This window comes from Synechococcus sp. N5 (assembly GCF_900473925.1).
Classification (GTDB): domain Bacteria; phylum Cyanobacteriota; class Cyanobacteriia; order PCC-6307; family Cyanobiaceae; genus Parasynechococcus.
Genome location: NZ_UCNI01000006.1, coordinates 322,740 through 341,203 on the forward strand (window position 1 = coordinate 322,740; position 18,464 = coordinate 341,203).

The window sequence follows — 18,464 nt, forward strand, 5'->3', positions numbered from 1 at the left end:
CTGCGGAGGGAGATGGATCAGGCGGTTTCGCCTTCGTGCAGGTCTGCGAAGGACCCCTTGGGCTCCTTCAGGAAGAAGAAGCAGAAGAAGGCCACGATCAGACCGGCCACACCCAGGATCTGGAAGAAGGCGCTGTTGGAAGCCGCGATCACCTCGGGGGTGGGTTCGCCGCCGCCGCCCATCCACATCGGCAGGAGGCTGAAGATGGTCAGGTAGGTCACAGCACCAACGTTGCCGTAGGCACCCACCAGGCCGGCCACCTGGCCGGTGACGCGACGCTTGACCAGGGGCACCAGCGCGAAGGTGGCGCCTTCACCGGACTGCACGAAGAACGAAGCGAGCATGGTGATCACCACGGCAACGGCAATGCCGGTGGTGCCGGTGAAGGTGCCGGGCTTGATCATGCTCATCACCAGGTAGCCCACGCCGAGACCGGCAGTGAGGAAGCCCATGGTGTTCTTGCGGCTGCCGACGCGGTCGGAGATGAGACCGCCAGCAGGGCGGGCGACCAGGTTCACGAAAGCGAAGCAGGACGCCAGGATTCCGGCGGTGGCCTTCGGCAGATCGAAGGTGGTTTCAAAGAAGGTGGGCAGCATCGAAACCACGGCCAGTTCAGAGCCGAAGTTCACGATGTAGGTGAGCTCGAGGATCGCCACCTGGCGGAACTCGTAGCGATCTTCCTTGGGATAAACCTTGTTGCCGAGGATCAGGTCGCGGTTGGTGCGAATGATTCCCCAGGTCTGGAAGGCAAACCAGACGGCAACGGCACCGAGGGCCAGGGGGTAGGTGCTTGCGGTGAGGAAGCCCACCTTGGAAAGGCGCCAGCAGAGCACGCAGAGGATGGCTGCGAAAGGCACGTTCATGCCCAGCAGACCCCAGAAGTCGCGCATGGAGGTGACTTCCAGGCCGGCGGATTTCGCCGGGCGCTGATACGTCTTGCCGGGGGGAGTGTCGGTGACGTTGAAGAAGTAGAAGAGGCCGTAAACGGCGGAGACAATGCCGGTCAGGGCGATAGCACCGCGCCAGTTCAGAACAGCGCCGGTGGGCAGTTCGAAGCCGCCGGAGAAGGAGAGGAAGCCAGCGAGGGCCACCATGGTGAGGGCGGAGAAGGCGGAGCCGAAGTTGCCCCAGCCGCCGTAGATGCCTTCAGCCAGGCCGATTTCCTTGGGCGGGAACCACTCGGCCACCATGCGGATGCCGATCACGAAGCCGGCGCCAACGATGGAGAGCAGCAGACGGGCCACCACCAGCTGGTTGAAGTCCTGAGCGGATGCAAACAGCAGGCAGGGAATCGCCGAGAACACCAGGATCGAGGAGTAGGTGATCCGGGGTCCGAATTTGTCCAGGAGCATGCCGATCAGCACGCGCGCCGGAATGGTGAGGGCCACGTTGCAGATGGCCACGGTGCGGATCTGACCAACGGTCAGTCCCAGGTCCGCTTTCACGGTGGTGGCCAGAGGGGCCAGGTTGAACCAGACCACGAAGGTCAGGAAGAAGGCGATCCAGGTCAGGTGAAGGGTTCGGTACCTGCCCTGGAACGACCAGAGGTCGCCAAGCATTGAGGAGAAGAAATGGAACCTCGGGCTTCAAAAGGAAGGGTGCCCGGGGATGGCAAAACGGTCGAAAAGAGAATCCGTTTGACCCGCGCAGTTAATCAATTCGTCGGGCCCGTGTTTGGTCAGATTGGTTACCGATTTCTGCTTTTCTGTACCGAAGCAAACATCAACGGGGCTGATTGATCGGATTAGACGTTCTTGTACAGCAATGATTTGGTAGCGGTTGCAACTTTTGTGGGTTGTTGGACTCCGCTGGTGCAGATTGTTTGTTGGCGATGTGAACTAAGGCTTGCGAGTTTGTGTGCTCAGTGGCGGAAGCAGCCGTCGCATGGGGCGTGACAAGGCCCTCCTGCCGCATCCCTCCGGTGGTGTCTGGCTCAAGGCCCTGGTCGACCAGCTGTTGCCCCTCGGTTATCCGGTGCAGGTGTTGAGTCGTCATGCCGCCCACGCAGAGCTGCTGGCCCACCGGCCGGGATGTTCCGTGCTGCTGGAGCCCCCTCCCTGGAATGGTCCTCTGCAGGCGCTGGCCAGGCTGTTGCCGTCTCGGCCTGGGGACGCTTTGTTGGTGCTGCCGGTGGACATGCCCCGTTTGCGCACCGCCGTTGTCCGGCAGCTGATCGCAGCCTGGAATCGTGCCCCCGATCAAGCAGCAGTGGCCCATGACGGGCAACGGCTTCAGCCGTTGCTGGCGGTGATCCCCTCCGGTTCTCCCTTCCGCTCCTGCCTTGATCAGCAACTGCAACGCGGAGAGTTGCGCTGGATGGATTGGTTGGCTTGCGTTCCCCATCAGGCGGTGCGCTTGCCTAAAGAGGCGTTGGTGAATGCCAATTGCCCTGCAGATCTGGCAGCGTTGGAGGGATGAGCACGTCGTTGCCGCTCGCAGACCGCCTCAACCGGCCCATCGGGGTGTTGCGGTTGTCGCTCACGGCCCGTTGCAATCTCGCCTGTCCGTACTGCTGTCCGGATCTGGAGGAGCCCCCTGGCCTGCTCACGCTGGAGCAGCAGATGCGCGTGATTCGTGTGGCCGCGCGCCTGGGGGCACAGACGCTGCGGCTCACCGGTGGAGAGCCGTTGTTGAGCCGGCGCTTGTTGCCGTTGTTGGAGGCGGTGGCCCAGGCCCGGCGGGATCGTTCGGATCCGATCGCTGGTTTGCAGGCCGTGGCGCTCACCAGCAACGGGGTGCTGTTGTCGGAACCGATGGCGCGGGCGTTGCGTGCCGCAGGGCTGGATCGCATCACGATCAGCCTGGATGCGGCAGAAGGGGAGGCAGCGGCGCGCATGGCTGGTCTCCAGGGTGGTGCCGTGGCTGGAGACCGCCTCGTGCGCCAGGTGCAGGACGGCATCGCGGCGGCCTGCGCCGCTGGCTTTGATCCCTCATGCCGCGAGCTCAAGCTCAATGCCGTGATCCAACGGGGGATCAATGACGATCAGCTGTTGCCCTTGGCCGGTTTGGCCCGGCAGCAGGGGATGGAGCTGCGTTTGATCGAATACATGGATGTGGGCAACCGCAACCAGTGGACGCTGGATCAGGTGTTGCCGGCGGCGCAGATGGTGGAGCACATTCATGCCCGTTGGCCCCTGGAGCCTTTGGGTCGCCCGCGGGGTGGGACGGCCCGGCGTTGGCGTTATGGCGATGGCACCGGTTCCATCGGTGTGATCGCCTCCATCAGTGAGCCGTTCTGTGGGGATTGCAACCGCTTGCGTGTCACCGCCGATGGGCAGGCGTTCACCTGCTTGTTTTCTGCTGAAGGCACCGATCTCAAGCCCGCTCTCGCCTCGGAGCGTCAGCTTGAGAAGGCCATGCGCCAGCTCTGGCAGCGGCGTCAAGACCGCTACAGCGAGGAGCGTGATCCAGCTGCCGTTGCGTCAACCCATGCGGAAATGGCGTATCTGGGGGGCTGAACCGTCGTGATCGTCACCGTTTTTGCGTGATGCCCTCGGTACAACGGGGCAGCTGAAGGATCCCGCAGGATCCATCGACATGTTTGAACTGCTGGCCTACGAGCGCTTCCGCGACACTCCGTCGGTTCGTTTTTTCGACGTCACCGTGGACACCTCGAACGCGCGCGACCTGGTGATTCACAGCGGCCCCGCCGTGTCGCCCCCCAACGATCCGGAGAGTGGAGCCTGGCAGTTCTATCTGCATCCTCATCAGGAAGACAATCTGCTTGCGGCCAGTGGCGGCAGAACCTTCTTCCTGGTGAATCTGGCCTGGGAACAGCCGTTCCACATTGTTCGGCTCGAGAGCGGTGGTGACATCCTTCGCATCCCTCCTGGCACCTTCCACCGTTCGATCTCCGATCCCGATGGTTCCGTCGTTCTGAACCAGGCGGTTCGTGAGGAGGGTGCTTCTCTGGTGCGTGAATTCCGCGTCTACAACAGCGCCGAGATCCCGGCCTTGATGGCAGCCACCCACAGCTCGGCGCCGAAGCCCCAGTTGCACGGGGTGGAACCGTTGCTTCAGGCGGCTTGAAACAGGTTGCGTGAGGAGGTTTCCGTTGTGGAGGCTTCTTCGGTGATCTGAATTTGCCAGGTCAATTCACTGTTTGTTCCTGGGGGGCCGCTGAAGCTGCCGCTCACGGCTGCGGTGAGTTCCGGCTTGGAGGAGGTGGCCAGCACCACATAGCGCTCGTTCACTTCCATCCCCGCACTGGGGTCAAAGCCCCGCCAGCCCGCTCCCGGCAGGTAGACCTCCGCCCAGGCATGCAGGTCGTACTCCTTCGGAGCAGGCTGCTGCAGTTGATAGCCACTCACGAAGCGGGCGGGGAGACCCACCACGCGGCAGCAGGCCACCATCAGCATGGCCAGATCACGGCAGGAGCCGATCCGCTCCCGCAGGGTTCGACCCGCCGGCCAGGCGGGGCCCACATGGCGTTGGGTGTATTTCACCCGCTCCTGAATCAGCTCAATCAGTTGCTTCAGAAAAGCCAGGGTCTGCTGGTTGCTGCCCATCAGGGCTTCCTGGGTGAGGTCGATGGCCGCGGGTTCGTGCTGGCCGTTGGGCAACCAGCCCTCCAGGGCCCCCTGAAGGTCGCTGTTGAGATGGCCGCGTGGGTAGGGCAGGGGTGGTTCCAGACCGTTGAAGCAGCTTTCCAGCGGGGGTGCTGGCCGGGTCTCCACCAGGCTGCGGGCTTCAAAGACCAGTTCATCGGTGCTGCCGAGAAAACGGAGCCGTTGGATTTCATCGCCGCTGGCGGCCACCAGTTCCCGACGTTGCTCCGGTTCCGGCAGCACGCTCAGCTGATGCTCCAACAGGGTCTGAAACCCCTGCCCCCGAGGCCTCAGACACAGGCGATGTTCCCCCAGGACAACAGGGGCGTCATACCGATACGTCAGGCGGTGAACGATAAAAGCACGCATGCGGGATCGGTGGGGGTGGAACGGAGGTCGGCGCTGGTGAAGTAGCGGGTCTGGATCAGGTTGTGGAGTTGGTTGAGGTCCTGCTGAAGCTGGTCAATGGCTTCATGCAGACCGGCTTCGATCAGGTTGTCGATCCGCACATAGCTCCAGCGGGCGAGGAGTTGTCCGCGCAAACAGTCGAGGTCATCCGGTGTGTCTTGGTTTGGCTGCTGCTGGATCTGTTGCAAGGTGTCGCTGATGCCCTGCAGGCAGTAACGCACCGAGCGAGGAAAGATGGGGTCCAGCAGCAAAAAGCGGGCCACGGAGGCAGGGCTGATCGCGTGCTGCATGCTCTGTCGGTACATCTGATAAGCCCCCGCTGTGCGCAGCAGGGTGATCCATTGCAGTTCATCCAGCACGCCGCCCACCTCCTCAGGAGAGGGCAGCAGCAGGAAATATTTGACGTCGAGGATGCGGGAGGTTTTGTCGGCCCGTTCGATCAGACGTCCCAGCTGACTGAACAGCCAACTCAGATCACGGCTCAGGGTGGTGTCGGTGATCCCGTACACGAGCTGGCAGCCGCGGCGGATGATCCGCAGTTGCTCCTGCACCGGTTCCCGCCAGATGTCTTCGTCGTCCTGCAGGCTCCAGTGCAGATCATTGATCTGCTCCCACATCTCCGTGGTGATCACATCCCTGATCTGCCGTGCGTTTTCCCGGGCCATCGCAATGCAACTCACGATGCTGTTGGGATTGCTGCGGTCCAGCAGCAGGAAGCGCACCACCTGTTTGGGCGTGGCACCGGGGTAGGCCGTATCGAAGCGGTGGCGATCTCCCGTCACCTCCACCAGCGGCAGCCACGGTTCGGCGCTGCCCGGAGGACAGTCCAATGCCATCGCTTCACTCACTTCCAGAAAGCGCGAGATGTTTTCGGCCCGTTCCAGATAGCGGTTGATCCAGTAGAGCGAATCGGCAACGCGACTCAGCACGGCATTGCCTCCTGGGCTTGCGGTGCCGCCATCCGTTGGTCGTCGACGATCCAGGTGTCCTTGCAGCCGCCGCCCTGGGACGAATTCACCACCAGCGAGCCCCGCTTGAGGGCCACGCGGGTCAGTCCGCCTGGACTCACCCAGCTGCTTGTGCCGCGCAGCACGTAGGGGCGCAGATCCACGTGGCAGGGGTAAAGCTCACCGTCACTGAGGGATGGCACGGTGGAGAGTTGCAGCGTGGGCTGCGCGATGAAGTTGCGGGGATTCGCACGGATCTTCGTGTCGAAGTCCGCCAGCTCCGTTCGGCTGGCCTGGGGGCCGATCAGCATTCCGTAGCCTCCGGCTTCCGCCACTGATTTCACCACCAGTTGCTCGAGGTTTTCGAGCACATAGCGCTGATCGTCTGGCCGGGCACAGAGGTAGGTGGGAACGTTCTCGATGATCGGCTCCTCATCGAGGTAGTAGCGGATCATCGCCGGCACGTGGGCGTAGATCAGCTTGTCGTCGGCGATGCCGGTGCCAGGGGCGTTGGCGATGGCGACCCGTCCTTGCCGCAGCACGTCGATCAGGCCCGGCACCCCCAGCATCGAGTCCTTGCGGAACACGGTGGGATCAAGAAAATCATCGTCGATGCGGCGGTAGATCACATCCACGGGTTCCAGGCCATTGGTGCTGCGCATCCACACCCGGCCGCCTTCGCACACCAGATCGCGCCCCTCCACCAGGTGAATGCCCATTTCTTGAGCCAGGTAGCTGTGTTCGAAATAGGCGCTGTTGAACACCCCGGGCGTCAGGATCGCCACGCGGGGGGTGTCACTCCAGGGCGCCAGGTCTTGAAGGGTGCGCAGCAGATGGGAGGGATAGTCGTCGATCGGTTGAACGGCACGGCCTTCGAACAGGCCAGAGAACAACCGTTTCATCACCCGACGGTTCTCGAGGAAGTAGGCCACCCCTGAAGGACAGCGCAGGTTGTCCTCCAGCACCCGCCATGTGCCCTTGCCGTCGCGGATCAGGTCGAGCCCGGAGATGTGGCACCAGCGGTTGAGGGGCAGGCTGATGCCATGCATCTGAGGTCGCCAACCGGAGGAACTTTCAACGTCTTCCCGTGGGATCACACCGTCGTTGAGGATCTGCTGGGGGCCATAGATGTCAGCGAGGAAGCAGTCGATGGCTTCCAGGCGTTGCAGCAGTCCCTTCTCCAGGGTGATCCAGTCGCTGCGGCCGATCAGCCGAGGCAAGGGATCGAAGGGGAGAATTCGTTCGCTGCCTTTGAGCCCGGAATCGTTGAGGCGGAAGGTGGCGCCGAGGCGACGGAGCAGCTGGCTGGCTGAGGCATGGCTGCGGTTGAGCTCGGGCAATCCCATCTGCCCCAGTGATGCGAGTAGTGGGGCCAGATCTGCGCGTGGTGTGGCCGTTTCACCGCAGAAATATTCGTCGAAGCCGACTGTCGGTTTGTAGTCGGTGAACATCCTGATCGCACAATCGAGGTTTATCCAATGCGTCGCCCCACTCCACTTCGGGTGGTGGTTGCTACACATTCCGCAATTTCAGGTAAGAAGACGCTGATCGCCTGTTGTTTGGGTATCCGTAGGCACCTGAATCGAGGGCACAGGGCCAGGGCAGGGTGCCTCCTTTGCTTATCTGTTTCTGGAGTTCAAACGCTCTTCGCCTTGGATGAATTGCTCTGGGCGCGACTGATCTTTGCCCTTGGTGCCGTTGTGACTGCGGCGACGGTGGTGATGATTCTGCGCGGACACATGTATTGGAACCGCATGGGGTCGATGGATGTCCGCTGACTCGGTTCCCTTCCTTCAGCCCGGGATCGCCTGGGCGTTGGTGGTGCTGTTCTCTGTTCTCTGGGTGGCGCTGGGGATTGCCTGGGGCCGGCGTGGTCAAGGCAATGCCGACGACTACATGCTGGCGGGGCGCAACATCGGGCTGGCCTTGAGCACGGCCACGTTGATGGCCTCCTGGGTCACCGGCAACACCACCCTGCTCGCTCCTGAATTCGGCTACAAAACTGGCCTCTGGGGCATGTTCAGCTATGCGCTGGCCGGGCTTGGCCTGATTCTGTTCGCCCCCCTGGCCTCCCGGATCAAGCAGTTGATGCCCAACGGTCGCACCAGTGGCGACTTCATCCGATTGCGCTACGGACGCCTGGCCTGGTGGGTGTTCATGTTGATCACCGCGATCTACACCCTGGGCTTTCTGATGACCCAGGCGATGGGTGCTGGCCTGCTGCTGCAGGCCCTTTCAGGCTTTGATTACCACGTTGGAATGGTGGTGGTGATTGGTGTTGCCACCGTCTACACCCTCTTCGGTGGAATGCGGGCCGTGATCGGCACCGATTTCATTCAGTCGCTGTTGATCATGGTGCTGCTGGCGGTGGTGGCGGTGCTTGCCTTCCGTCAATTCCCGATGCCCGAGGTGCATGCCTCATTGCTGGCCCGGCATCCCGATCGGCTTGATCTGCTGCTGCCGGCGGGCTTGTTGATCGCCTGGAATTCCGCCCTCTTTTCGATGGGCGAGGTGTTTCACAACAACATCTGGTGGTCTCGTGTGTTCGCTAGTCGGCGCTCGGTGGTGATGACCTCTTTTGTTTTGGGGGGCATCGCCTGGATGAGCGTGCCGATGGTGACGGGCTCCATCGGACTGGTGGCCCTGGCCCGTGAGTTGCCTCTCGAGCAGGTGAACATGGTGTTCCCTGTGATGGCAGCCGATCTGCTTGGGGCGGGCGGCGCAGCTCTGGTGTTTGTGGTGGTGTTTGCCTCACTCACCTCCACCCTCGATTCCCTGTTGGCATCCACCGCCGATCTGTTGGCGGAGGATGTGTACTTCCGCCTGTTGCGGCCTCAGGCCAGCGACCTGCAGCTCAAGCAGGCGGCGCGGCTGATGGTGGTGGGACTGGCCGTCGTCACCCTGGCGCTGTCCTGGCCACGGCTGGATTCGCTTGCGTCGGTGCTGTTCTTCACCGGTGCCCTGGTGGCCTCCACGGTCTGGCCTGTGGCCTGCGGTTTGTACTGGCGTACAGCCAACCGCACGGCTGCCATTGCGGCCATGCTTGCCGGCAGCGTTGTGGGCCTGCTCGCCTATGGGCTGATCGCGCCTTACTGCGCTGCTGTGTTTTCGGCGGCCGTGTCGGCGATTGTGATGCTGATGGGCAGTCAGTTCTGGCCGGAACGCTTCGACTTCACCTTGTTGCAGGAGGAGGGATGATCCAAATGCTTCCTTTGATGGCTGGCCTTGTTGGTCTCTCTGGCTTTCAGTTTTTGCTGGTGGCCAGTCAGTTCGCCCTGGTGCTGTCGGTGCTCGTGCTGCTGCTGATCTGGTGGGTGGAGTGGCGGAACGGTCGTGTGTGGTGAGGTCTGCGCGGATGGGTAACGCAATGAACGTTTTTTCCGGATCTTTGCTTAAGAAGCTGCTTCTTCGTGGACGCAGCAGTGTGGTTGTTGTTACCGGTGAAAGATGTAGTTCCTGGCTCTAGCACTCGGTTTGGCAAACAGAGTGTTGATCCGATCCCGCTATGGCACAGGCCAAAACAGCAGTTGTGGACGCGTCTTCGGTTCAGATTCGGTTTGAGCCGATGGGGCCCGATGTCTACGGGCAGAACCAACCCCAGGAGCTGCTGGCTGCCATTGCTGAAGATGTTGAACCTTTGAAGGATTTGGTGGATCAGCACGTGGTGTCGATCCAACCGTTTCGCCCCGAGGTTTTGTTGCAGGTGTTTCGCCTGGCGGCGAAGTTTGAGAGCAATCCAGATCGCTATTGCCGTCACAACACGCCACTCACCGGCAAGATTCTGATCAACGCGTTTTACGAACCAAGCACGCGCACGCGGCTGTCCTTTGACAGTGCCTGGCACCGACTCGGTGGTACCTCCATCAACATCACCGATAGGGCCACCACAGGGATCGCCAAGGGCGAATCTCTTGAAGATGTCGCCCATATGTTCAACAACTACGGCGATTGTGTGGTGCTTCGGGATAGCGATCCCGGTGCCGTCTACGCGATGACGTCAACCCTGCGGATTCCGATCATCAACGCTGGAAATGGGATCGATGAGCATCCCACCCAGGCGATGGCCGATCTGTACACGATCTTCAAGTGGCGCCCCAAGCTTGCTGAAGCTGAAGTGGCACCCTCTGATCGGATTCGCATTGGGATCGTCGGAATCCCTTCGCGGATGCGAACGGTTCGCTCCCTGTTGAGGATCCTGGCCAAATTCCCGCAGACCGTGGACGAGGTGGTGGTGATTCACGCCCCCGGGTTGGAGCCGGATCAGCCGCTGTTCGACCCAGGACAGTTGGAGGAGCTTGAAGCTTGTGGGATGAAGGTGCGCTCCAGCACCGATCTTCAGGCTGAAGTGCCCGACTTGGATGTCGTTTACATCAATGCCATTGCCTGGGTCGGCGACTCCTATGAAGTGCACGGCGGAGGATTCCGCCTCACCCGCGACATGCCGTTCAAACCGGAAGCGATCGTGCTCCATCCCTTGGCGCGGGGAGCGGAACTCAGCACCTGCCTGGATGACACGCCCCATAACTGGTATTTCAGCCAGGCCAGGGGAGCCGTGTTCCTGCGCATGGCCCTGCTCACCTGCATGGTGGATCGGGCCGAACGCGTGATGGATGTGATCTGAGGCGGGCTGATGTGTGGAATCGGAGGGGTTTTCAATGCCGACCGTCAACAGACGGTGGATCGCCAGCTGCTGGTCAACATGGCGGCGATTCAGGCCCATCGCGGGCCTGATGGTTTCGGCGTTGAGGTGCTCGATCAAGCCGGTGTCGGCTTCTGCCATGCCCGCCTTTCGATCATTGACCTGAATGAGTCACGGGCCCGGCAGCCCTTCCTCACCGATGACGGTGAGGTGCTGATGGCTCATAACGGTGAGTTCTACGACTTCCAGCGAATCAGGGCTGACCTCACCGCCCAGGGGGTGCGCTTCAGCAGCAAGAGCGATTCCGAGATCCTGCTGCGGCTGTATCAACGCCAGGGCTTAGAGGCGACCCTGCCTCTATTGCGCGGTGAGTTCGCCTTCGCCTTGTTTGATCGGTCCGAAGACTGCCTTTACCTGGTGCGGGATCGCTTCGGCATCAAACCGCAGTACTGGGCGATGACGCCGGAGGGTCTGGTGTTCGGTTCCGAGTTGAAGGTGCTGTTCGCCCATCCGGCGGTGGAGCGACGCTTCACCTCGGAGGGTCTGTTCCACCAATTGATGCAGACCATGGTTCCCGGCACCACGGCCTTTGCTGGGGTGCATCAGGTGAAGCCCGGCCATGTGCTGAAGGTGCAACGGGTGAACGGGCGGCTGCAGGTGTCGGAGTCGACCTACTGGGATGTCGACTTCCCGCGAAAGGACGAGCGGGACCTCAAGCGAACCGAAGCCGATCACGTCGTTGCCGTTCGTGCGGCGTTGCTGGAGGCTGTTGAGCTGCGCATGGTGGCCGATGTGCCCGTGGGTTGTTATCTCTCCGGCGGTATCGACAGCTGCTCGATCCTCGGCTTGGCCTCAGCCGTGAGCCAGGCACCGGTGAAGGCGTTCACGATCGGCTTTGACGACGCCCGTTACGACGAGTCGCCGATTGCTCGTGAGATGGCCGAGGCCACCGGCGCTGAGCAGGATCTGATGCGGCTCTCGGGCCAGGAGCTCTATGGCCACATGGAGCGCACCATCTGGCATGCGGAGCGAACGATTTACAACACCCTGGCGGTGGCGAAGTTCTTGATGAGCCGCCACGTCAACGACGTGGATTACAAGGTTGTGATGACTGGCGAAGGCTCCGATGAGCTGTTCGGTGGTTACCCCGCCTTTCGCCGCGACATGTTCCTCCATGGTCTGGATGACTTGCCGCAGGAGGAGCGCGCCAGCTGGGAAAGCCTGCTCCAGCAGTCCAATGCTCTGGTGAAGGGCGCGATGCTGGCTGAAAACCAGGTGGATGACCCCGATCTTGATGCGGTGGTCGGCTTCACCCCCAGTTGCCTGCAGCCGTGGCTGGCCTGCGCGCCCTTGGTGCCTGGGCTTCTGGCGGAGTCCCATGCCGCAGCCCTGAAGGATTACTCCCCGGGCAAGGCGATTGCCGCGCAACTGGATGCGGATCAACTGGACGGGCGCCATGCCCTGGACAAGGCCCAGTACGTCTGGATCAAGACCATGCTGGAGGGCCAGATCCTCACCTGGGGTGGCGATCGGGTCGACATGGCCAATTCCATGGAGGCACGACCCGCCTTCTTGGATCACCATCTGGCTGCGGTGGCGGTGCAGGTGCCGCCCGAATTGCGGATCAAGGGGAAAACCGAGAAATACGTGCTGAGGGAAGCCATGGCAGGCCTGTTGCCGGAGGTGCTGTACCGGCGTGAAAAGTTTGCTTTCATGGCCCCGCCAGCCCACACGGAGCCTGAGAAGTGGGAGCAGATGAAGCAGCTCGCCGACGACTACCTCAGTGATGAGGCGATCGATGCCGCTGGTTTGTTGAGCAAAGCCGGTGTTCGCGCCTTGTTTGCCCGTCACGAGGACCCGGCCACCACCGACGCGGAGCGTGTGCAGATGGATGCGGTGATCAATCACCTGCTGGGTGTGCAGATGCTGCACCGCATGTTTGTGGCGGAAGACGTGCCAGCCCTGGCCCGCCGGGAGGCGGACCGTCTGGGCTGGCGGGTGCTCATGCCCGTTTGAATTCTTTGGTCAGGATTAAATCGTTGCGCTAGCTACAGGCTGATCAGCCAGTTCGGGAGAAGGTGTTTGTTCATTTGAACTGAAGGTCACTGCATTGCCAGCGCTCATCTCGGCTTCACCGACCACCCCTGCAACCGGGATTGAGCGAAGCAAAGTTGTCACACGTCCGAACCGTGACCGGCTGATCGGAACGATTGAGCAGCTGGCCAACATTGGCGCTAAGCCGGACGGAAGCGTGTGTCGACGCGGGTTCTCGCCGGAGGATGTGCAAGGCCGTGAGTTGCTGGCCCACTGGATGAAGCAGCTCGGCATGCAGGTGCGTGTTGATGCCGCTGGCAACTTGATCGGACGTCTGGAAGGCCTCGATCCCCACCGCCCTGCCCTGGTGACCGGGTCGCACCTCGACACGGTTCCCACCGGTGGACGTTTTGACGGGGCCCTGGGGGTGTTGGCCGGTCTGGAAGCCTGCCGCGCTCTTCAAGACCAGGGCCTGCGCCTGCGGCACGGCATCGAGTTGATCGCCTTTGCCGACGAGGAGTCGACCATGGTGGGCTGCAAGGGCTTGGCGGGCACGGCCTCCGATGACCCTGAGAGTTTTGCCACCAGCAATGGTCAGCCGATTCAGGACAACCTGGCGCGCATCGGCGGCCATTGGCCTTCCCTGGCCTCGGCTCGCCGCTCCGATGAGGCCTATGCCGCTTTCCTGGAGTTGCACGTTGAGCAGGGTGGCGTTCTTGAGCAACGCGGCGATGCCATCGGTGTTGTGGAGGGCGTTGTTGGTCAGCGTCGCTTCAGCATCAATGTGAGGGGCCAGGCCAATCACGCCGGCACCACACCGATGGGGTTGCGACAGGACGCCCTCGTGACGGCCTCGCGTCTTGTTCTTGCCGTCGACTCCATGGCCTCCCGTCATCCCGGAGATCCGGTGGCGACGGTGGGTCGACTGGAGGTTTGGCCCAATGCCGCCAACGTTGTTCCTGGCGCCGTTGCCCTGACGGTTGACCTCAGGGATGTGGATCCGACCGTGCTCGATCAGTTGGTGGAGGAGTTGATGCAGCAGGTGGAGCGCATCGGTGCTGAAACGGGCTGCCCGATTGCGGTGGACCCTCAGTTCAGCGTTGATCCCACCCCCGCTGATGCTGTGGTGATGGCCACGATCGCTGAGGCCGCGGCCGATCTCGGCTTGTCCCACAGCCATCTCCCCAGCCGTGCCAGCCACGATGCGCAGGAGGTTGGCCGTCGTTGGCCGATGGGCATGATTTTTGTGCCCAGCCGGGGCGGCCTGAGTCATTCCGCTGCAGAGTTCACCAGTGACGAGCAGTGCTGGGCGGGCACCGCGGTGCTGCTGGAAACGTTGCTGCGGCTCGACCGTCAGCTGCCGTGACCTTTTCGATCCTGGCCCGGGACCCCAGCAACGGTCGCTTTGGTGTGGCCGTTGCCACCTGTCATCTGGCCGTTGGATCCACCGTGCCTCACATCCGCGCCGGGGTTGGTGCCGTCGCCACCCAGGCCCACACCAATCCGTATCTGGGGATTTGTGGCCTTGAGCGCCTGGAGCAGAGTTCGGATGCCGAGAGTGTTCTCACCAGCCTTCTTGCGGATGATCAGCACCGCGACCGGCGTCAGTTTCACCTGATCGATCTGGACGGTCGTACGGCCTGTTGGACGGGGCAGGATTGCGGCCCTTGGGCAGGGCATCGCCATCAGCGTGATCTGTCTGTTGCCGGCAATTGCTTGGTGGATGAGGGCGTGCTGGCAGCCATGGAGCAGGCCTTTCTCACCAGCGACCCCAGCTTGAAACTCGGCCGCCGCCTGATGATGGCTCTGCTGGCCGGGGAAGCGGCCGGTGGTGACCATCGTTCTCCCTTCTGCACGTCAGCGGCGGTGCAGGTGAGCGGAGAAGCGGCTTTCCCGCTGTTGGATCTGCGCGTTGATTTCCACGAGCGCGCCGTGGAGCAATTGATGGAGGTGTATGAGCGCAGTCAGGCCCTCTGGGCCCAGGAGTGGAGGGATGAACTGTCTGAGTTGCCGATGCTCAACCGCTTGGTGGCTTGAACTTACTGCGTCGTTGACGCCATTAAAAAAGCCCTGCAACACAGCCGTGTGCGGGGCTTTTTCAGGAATTCAATTCAGGCTTGTTCAGCTAGGGACGGATGCTTCCCACTCCACGTTCAGGCCGGCCTGACGTGCGTCGGTGATCAGGTCATCGATGCAATCCATGCCAAAGGCGGCTTGTCCAGACAGCAGGGCATCCCATTCCTGAGACGGAAAGTGGGTCTGCAGCCAGAACACGCCATGCACGCTGGAGGGACTCACTTGCACGAGGCCTTGGTCGAGGCGAGAGGTGATGAGATCCAACGTCTTAGCTGAAGCTGGATCTATTACGCCTCAATCCTCGGAACTGGAATGTTCGAGTTGCTACGGATTAAGAAGTTGGCCTAGCGCGTGTAGCGCACGCCCCGGTAAATCAGCTGCACCGGAGTGCGGTGGTTGTTGATCTGGCGGGCTTGGTACACGTTGCGGCGGTACACGAGCTGCACCCCGGGCTTGCCCTGAGTGGCGTTGTTTTGCTGGTACTGATGCCCGCGATAGAGAAGGGTGGTCATTGGATGGTCCTCGAAGCAAGCTCAGGTCCCCGTTCCATGGCCTGAGGCGAACTGCGCTTCGCGCGATGCGAAGTGAACGATCGGTAGCTGTTGCTACAGAAATATTGAAGCTCTTGCAAATGCCGAAGTGATGTTCAGGTTGATACCTCTTCAGAAAAGTTTTTGGTTTTATTTATTTTTGTGCGTAGGAATTAGTGGGTCTGGCTGATCTCAATCAGTTGATTGAGCACAGCATTGAAGAAGTTTCGGCCTTGTTCCTGGAGCGTGGTGCCCAGCCTGCGCCAGTCCTGGGTCAGGCGATCGGGCCCTTCAGCTCCAAGGGCGTTCACCACGTAGTCGTGGTCGTTGGCGATCCAGCGTTCCAGCGCATCGCCGTCGATCTCGAGGTGGCATTGCAGGCCAATGGCGTGGGCTCCGATCCGAAACACCTGTTCGGCGCAGTGCAGTGAAGAACCCAGCAGGGTTGCATCAGCCGGGAGGTGGATGCGATCACCATGCCAATGCAGCACCAGAGTGCTGCGTGGTTGCCCTTTGAGCAGGGCCTCATCACTGGGATCCGCGACCCAGTGGATCGCGCCGAGCCCCAGTTCCTTCAGTTGCTGCGGTGGTGCTCCTACCTGCAGCGGTTGAACGCTGCCCCCTGCAGCCACAGCCAAGAGCTGCGCCCCGAGGCAGATGCCCAGCACCGGTCGGCGTTGCTGGTGCCAGGCCCTCAACCAGTCCAGTTCCTCCCTCAACCAGTCCATGCCTGGTTGGTCGTGATCGTTCACGCTCATTGGGCCACCGAGCACAAGGGCGATGCTGTTGGCACACGCCCTGGGGTCCGGCAGTGGGTCGCCCCGGTCGGGCCTCAGGATCTCGAGTGTCAGGCCCCGCTGCCGCGCCAGCTCTTCCACCAGTGCGGCGTCTTCGTGGTCCACGTGTTGGACCACCAGCAGCGTGGGGCTCAAAGCAGCAGGTAGCGCTGGGCGAGGGGCAGCACCTCGGCCGGCTCACAGGTGAGCAGCTCACCGTCGGCGAATACCTCATAGGTCTGTGGGTCCACGCTCACCTTGGGCAGCGCTGAATTCAGCTTGAGGGCGCTCTTGCCCACGCTGCGGGTGTCCTTCACCGCCATGCAGGTGCGCTCCAGCCCCAGCTGGCGTTGGATGTCGGCATCCATCGCCGCTTCGCTCACGAAGGTGAGACAACTGGGCGCGAGAGCTTTGCCGAAGGCGCCGAACATCGGCCGGCCGTGCACCGGGCCTGGGGTGGGAATCGAGGCGTTGGCATCGCCCATCTGGGCCCAGACGATCGAACCCCCCTTCACCACCAGTTCCGGGCGAATGCCGAAGAAGCCAGGCTTCCAAAGCACCAGATCGGCGAGCTTGCCGGTTTCGATCGACCCCACCTCGGTGCTGATGCCGTGAGCCAACGCCGGGTTGATCGTCACCTTGGCGATGTAACGCTTGAGGCGGTGGTTGTCGTTGCGAGCGGAATCTTCCGGCAGGGCACCGCGCTGCACCTTCATCTTGTGGGCGGTTTGGAAGGTGCGGGTGATCACCTCGCCCACGCGGCCCATGGCCTGCGAGTCGCTGGCGATGATTGAGAAGGCGCCGAGGTCGTGAAGGATGTCTTCGGCGGCGATCGTTTCGCGCCGGATCCTCGATTCGGCGAAGGCCACATCCTCGGGGATCTTCGGATCGAGGTGGTGGCACACCATCAGCATGTCGAGGTGCTCCTCGAGCGTGTTGCGGGTGTAGGGCCGGGTGGGGTTGGTGCTGCTGGGCAGCACGTTGGCCTCGCCGCAGATCTTGATGATGTCCGGGGCATGGCCGCCGCCGGCGCCTTCGGTGTGGAAGGTGTGGATGGTGCGTCCCTTGATGGCGGCGATCGTGTCTTCCACGAAGCCGGCTTCGTTCAAGGTGTCGGTGTGGATGCACACCTGCACATCCATCCGATCGGCCACCGACAGGCAGGCATCGATGGTGGCGGGCGTGGTGCCCCAGTCTTCGTGCAGCTTCAGGCCGCAGGCACCGGCGCGCACCTGTTCTTCCAGCGCTTCCGGGGTGCTGGCGTTGCCTTTGCCGAAGAAGCCCAGGTTCACCGGCAAACCTTCGGCGGCTTGGAGCATCCGTCCGATGTGGAAGGCGCCGGGGGTGCAGGTGGTGGCATTGGTGCCTGTTGCCGGTCCGGTGCCGCCGCCCATCAGGGTGGTAACGCCGCTGGCCAGGGCCGTTTCGATCTGCTGGGGGCAGATGAAGTGGATGTGGGTGTCGATGCCACCGGCCGTGAGGATGTGGCCCTCCCCAGCGATGGCTTCGGTGCCTGGGCCCACCACGATCGTCACCCCTTCCTGGGTGTCGGGGTTGCCGGCTTTGCCGATGCCAACGATGCGGCCGTCCTTGAGGCCGACATCGGCTTTGACGATGCCCCACCAGTCGAGGATCAGGGCATTGGTGATCACCGTGTCGACGGCGCCCTCGGCTCGAGGGGTCTGGGATTGGCCCATGCCGTCGCGGATCACCTTGCCGCCGCCGAACTTCACCTCATCGCCGTAGACGGTGTAATCCTTTTCGACTTCCAGAATCAGATCGGTGTCGGCCAGGCGAACCCTGTCGCCGGTGGTGGGTCCGTAGGTCTCGGCGTAGGCCTGGCGGGAGATGCGGTAGGGCATGGGTCAGGCGTCGAGGGGTCCGTTGATCTGGCCGTTGAAGCCGATGACGCGTCGCGCACCGGCGAAGGGAATCAGGTTCACGTCGCGGCTGTCGCCGGGTTCGAAGCGGATGGCGGTGCCGGCGGGGATGTCGAGCCGTTGACCGCGGGCTGCGGCCCGGTCGAACTGCAGGGCGGCATTGGCTTCGGCGAAATGGAAATGGGAGCCCACCTGCACCGGCCGGTCGCCGCTGTTGGAGACGCTCAGTGTGGTGACGGGTCGGCCTGCATTCAGCTCCAGTTCACCCGGTTCGGGGAGCAGTTCGCCTGGGATGAGAGGTGCCATGGGTTCTGCCTCAGCGAATCGGGTCGTGCAGGGTGACGAGCTTGGTGCCATCGGGAAAGACGGCCTCGATCTGCACCTCATGGACTAGCTCGGGCACGCCTTCCATCACCTGGTCCTGACGCAGCCAGGTGGTGCCTTCCTGCATCAGCTCCGCCACGCTCTTGCCGTCACGGGCACCTTCCAGCACCAGAAAACTGAGCCAGGCCACCGCTTCGGGGTGGTTGAGCTTCAGGCCACGGTTCAAGCGCCGCTCAGCAAGCAGTGCCGCGGTCACGATCAGGAGCTTGTCCTTTTCCTGGGGACTGAGATGCATGGCGAAGC

The 18,464-nt window shown here is 62.3% G+C and carries 20 protein-coding genes; 10 read left to right on the forward strand and 10 right to left on the reverse strand.

All coding sequences use genetic code 11. From position 1 onward, the window contains the following. Window positions 1-17 precede the first annotated feature (17 nt). Window positions 18-1,559: a NarK family nitrate/nitrite MFS transporter gene (locus DXY03_RS07060; protein ID WP_115009774.1), complete on the reverse strand. Its 1,542-nt coding sequence runs from the start codon at window positions 1,557-1,559 to the stop codon at window positions 18-20. Between the two features lie 298 nt (window positions 1,560-1,857). Here DXY03_RS07060 and DXY03_RS07065 point away from each other — a divergent pair, with 298 nt between their 5' ends. The 3 genes from DXY03_RS07065 (at window position 1,858) to DXY03_RS07075 (ending at window position 4,029) form a co-directional block, all read left to right on the forward strand. Then, a complete protein-coding gene (locus DXY03_RS07065) occupies window positions 1,858-2,418 on the forward strand; it encodes a molybdenum cofactor guanylyltransferase (protein ID WP_115009775.1) in 561 nt (186 codons plus the stop codon). Continuing rightward, entirely contained in the window at window positions 2,415-3,458 is a 1,044-nt protein-coding gene (locus DXY03_RS07070) for a GTP 3',8-cyclase MoaA (RefSeq protein ID WP_115009776.1), read from the forward strand. Before DXY03_RS07065 ends, DXY03_RS07070 begins: the two co-directional genes overlap by 4 nt. Before the next feature lie 79 nt (window positions 3,459-3,537). After that, window positions 3,538-4,029, forward strand: coding sequence for a hypothetical protein (locus DXY03_RS07075; RefSeq protein ID WP_025362579.1), 492 nt, complete (start codon window positions 3,538-3,540; stop codon window positions 4,027-4,029). On the opposite strand, the gene DXY03_RS07080 is transcribed toward DXY03_RS07075, so the two are convergent. The 3 genes from DXY03_RS07080 to DXY03_RS07090 are packed head-to-tail and all read right to left on the reverse strand — an operon-like array spanning window position 4,017 to window position 7,353. Further along, on the reverse strand, window positions 4,017-4,916 hold the full coding sequence (locus tag DXY03_RS07080; protein ID WP_115009777.1) for a transglutaminase family protein: 900 nt from the start codon (window positions 4,914-4,916) through the stop codon (window positions 4,017-4,019). The two genes, DXY03_RS07075 and DXY03_RS07080, sit on opposite strands and share 13 nt — an antisense overlap. Beyond that, a complete protein-coding gene (locus DXY03_RS07085; RefSeq protein ID WP_115009778.1) occupies window positions 4,889-5,884 on the reverse strand; it encodes an alpha-E domain-containing protein in 996 nt (331 codons plus the stop codon). The genes DXY03_RS07080 and DXY03_RS07085 overlap by 28 nt, the downstream gene beginning before the upstream one ends. Further along, window positions 5,878-7,353: a circularly permuted type 2 ATP-grasp protein gene (locus DXY03_RS07090; protein WP_115009779.1), complete on the reverse strand. Its 1,476-nt coding sequence runs from the start codon at window positions 7,351-7,353 to the stop codon at window positions 5,878-5,880. The genes DXY03_RS07085 and DXY03_RS07090 overlap by 7 nt, the downstream gene beginning before the upstream one ends. A gap of 201 nt (window positions 7,354-7,554) precedes the next feature. On the opposite strand from DXY03_RS07090, the gene DXY03_RS12740 reads away from it, so the two are divergent. The 7 genes from DXY03_RS12740 to DXY03_RS07115 all read left to right on the forward strand — a co-directional run bounded on the left by DXY03_RS12740 (window position 7,555) and on the right by DXY03_RS07115 (window position 14,612). Next, entirely contained in the window at window positions 7,555-7,680 is a 126-nt protein-coding gene (locus DXY03_RS12740; protein ID WP_256377240.1) for a hypothetical protein, read from the forward strand. Continuing rightward, entirely contained in the window at window positions 7,670-9,100 is a 1,431-nt protein-coding gene (locus DXY03_RS07095; protein ID WP_115009780.1) for a sodium:solute symporter family protein, read from the forward strand. Before DXY03_RS12740 ends, DXY03_RS07095 begins: the two co-directional genes overlap by 11 nt. A 17-nt stretch (window positions 9,101-9,117) precedes the next feature. Further along, window positions 9,118-9,246: a hypothetical protein gene (locus DXY03_RS12745; protein WP_255325694.1), complete on the forward strand. Its 129-nt coding sequence runs from the start codon at window positions 9,118-9,120 to the stop codon at window positions 9,244-9,246. 161 nt (window positions 9,247-9,407) lie between these two features. Then, the gene (locus DXY03_RS07100; RefSeq protein WP_115009781.1) at window positions 9,408-10,523 is read left to right on the forward strand and encodes an aspartate carbamoyltransferase; all 1,116 of its coding nucleotides are present in this window, start codon (window positions 9,408-9,410) and stop codon (window positions 10,521-10,523) included. A 9-nt stretch (window positions 10,524-10,532) separates the two neighbouring features. Beyond that, window positions 10,533-12,557, forward strand: coding sequence for an asparagine synthase (glutamine-hydrolyzing) (asnB, locus tag DXY03_RS07105; protein ID WP_115009782.1), 2,025 nt, complete (start codon window positions 10,533-10,535; stop codon window positions 12,555-12,557). Between the two features lie 94 nt (window positions 12,558-12,651). Then, on the forward strand, window positions 12,652-13,941 hold the full coding sequence (locus tag DXY03_RS07110; protein WP_115009783.1) for a Zn-dependent hydrolase: 1,290 nt from the start codon (window positions 12,652-12,654) through the stop codon (window positions 13,939-13,941). Further along, complete coding sequence (locus tag DXY03_RS07115) at window positions 13,938-14,612, forward strand: DUF1028 domain-containing protein (protein ID WP_115009784.1); 675 nt, start codon at window positions 13,938-13,940, stop codon at window positions 14,610-14,612. The genes DXY03_RS07110 and DXY03_RS07115 overlap by 4 nt, the downstream gene beginning before the upstream one ends. Window positions 14,613-14,696: 84 nt before the next feature. Here the strand turns inward: DXY03_RS07115 and DXY03_RS07120 are convergent, their stop codons facing one another. The 6 genes from DXY03_RS07120 to DXY03_RS07145 form a co-directional block, all read right to left on the reverse strand. Next, window positions 14,697-14,915, reverse strand: coding sequence for a hypothetical protein (locus DXY03_RS07120; RefSeq protein ID WP_115009785.1), 219 nt, complete (start codon window positions 14,913-14,915; stop codon window positions 14,697-14,699). A gap of 80 nt (window positions 14,916-14,995) precedes the next feature. After that, complete coding sequence (locus DXY03_RS07125) at window positions 14,996-15,163, reverse strand: DUF4278 domain-containing protein (protein WP_115009786.1); 168 nt, start codon at window positions 15,161-15,163, stop codon at window positions 14,996-14,998. A gap of 191 nt (window positions 15,164-15,354) precedes the next feature. Then, window positions 15,355-16,113 (reverse strand): type 1 glutamine amidotransferase, encoded by a 759-nt coding sequence (locus DXY03_RS07130; RefSeq protein WP_115009787.1) that lies wholly within the window; start codon window positions 16,111-16,113, stop codon window positions 15,355-15,357. Continuing rightward, a complete protein-coding gene (ureC, locus tag DXY03_RS07135) occupies window positions 16,110-17,819 on the reverse strand; it encodes an urease subunit alpha (RefSeq protein WP_115009788.1) in 1,710 nt (569 codons plus the stop codon). Before ureC ends, DXY03_RS07130 begins: the two co-directional genes overlap by 4 nt. 3 nt (window positions 17,820-17,822) lie before the next feature. Further along, window positions 17,823-18,143 (reverse strand): urease subunit beta, encoded by a 321-nt coding sequence (locus DXY03_RS07140; RefSeq protein ID WP_115009789.1) that lies wholly within the window; start codon window positions 18,141-18,143, stop codon window positions 17,823-17,825. Between the two features lie 10 nt (window positions 18,144-18,153). Further along, window positions 18,154-18,456 (reverse strand): urease subunit gamma, encoded by a 303-nt coding sequence (locus DXY03_RS07145; protein WP_006851427.1) that lies wholly within the window; start codon window positions 18,454-18,456, stop codon window positions 18,154-18,156. Between the last annotated feature and the right edge of the window lie 8 nt (window positions 18,457-18,464).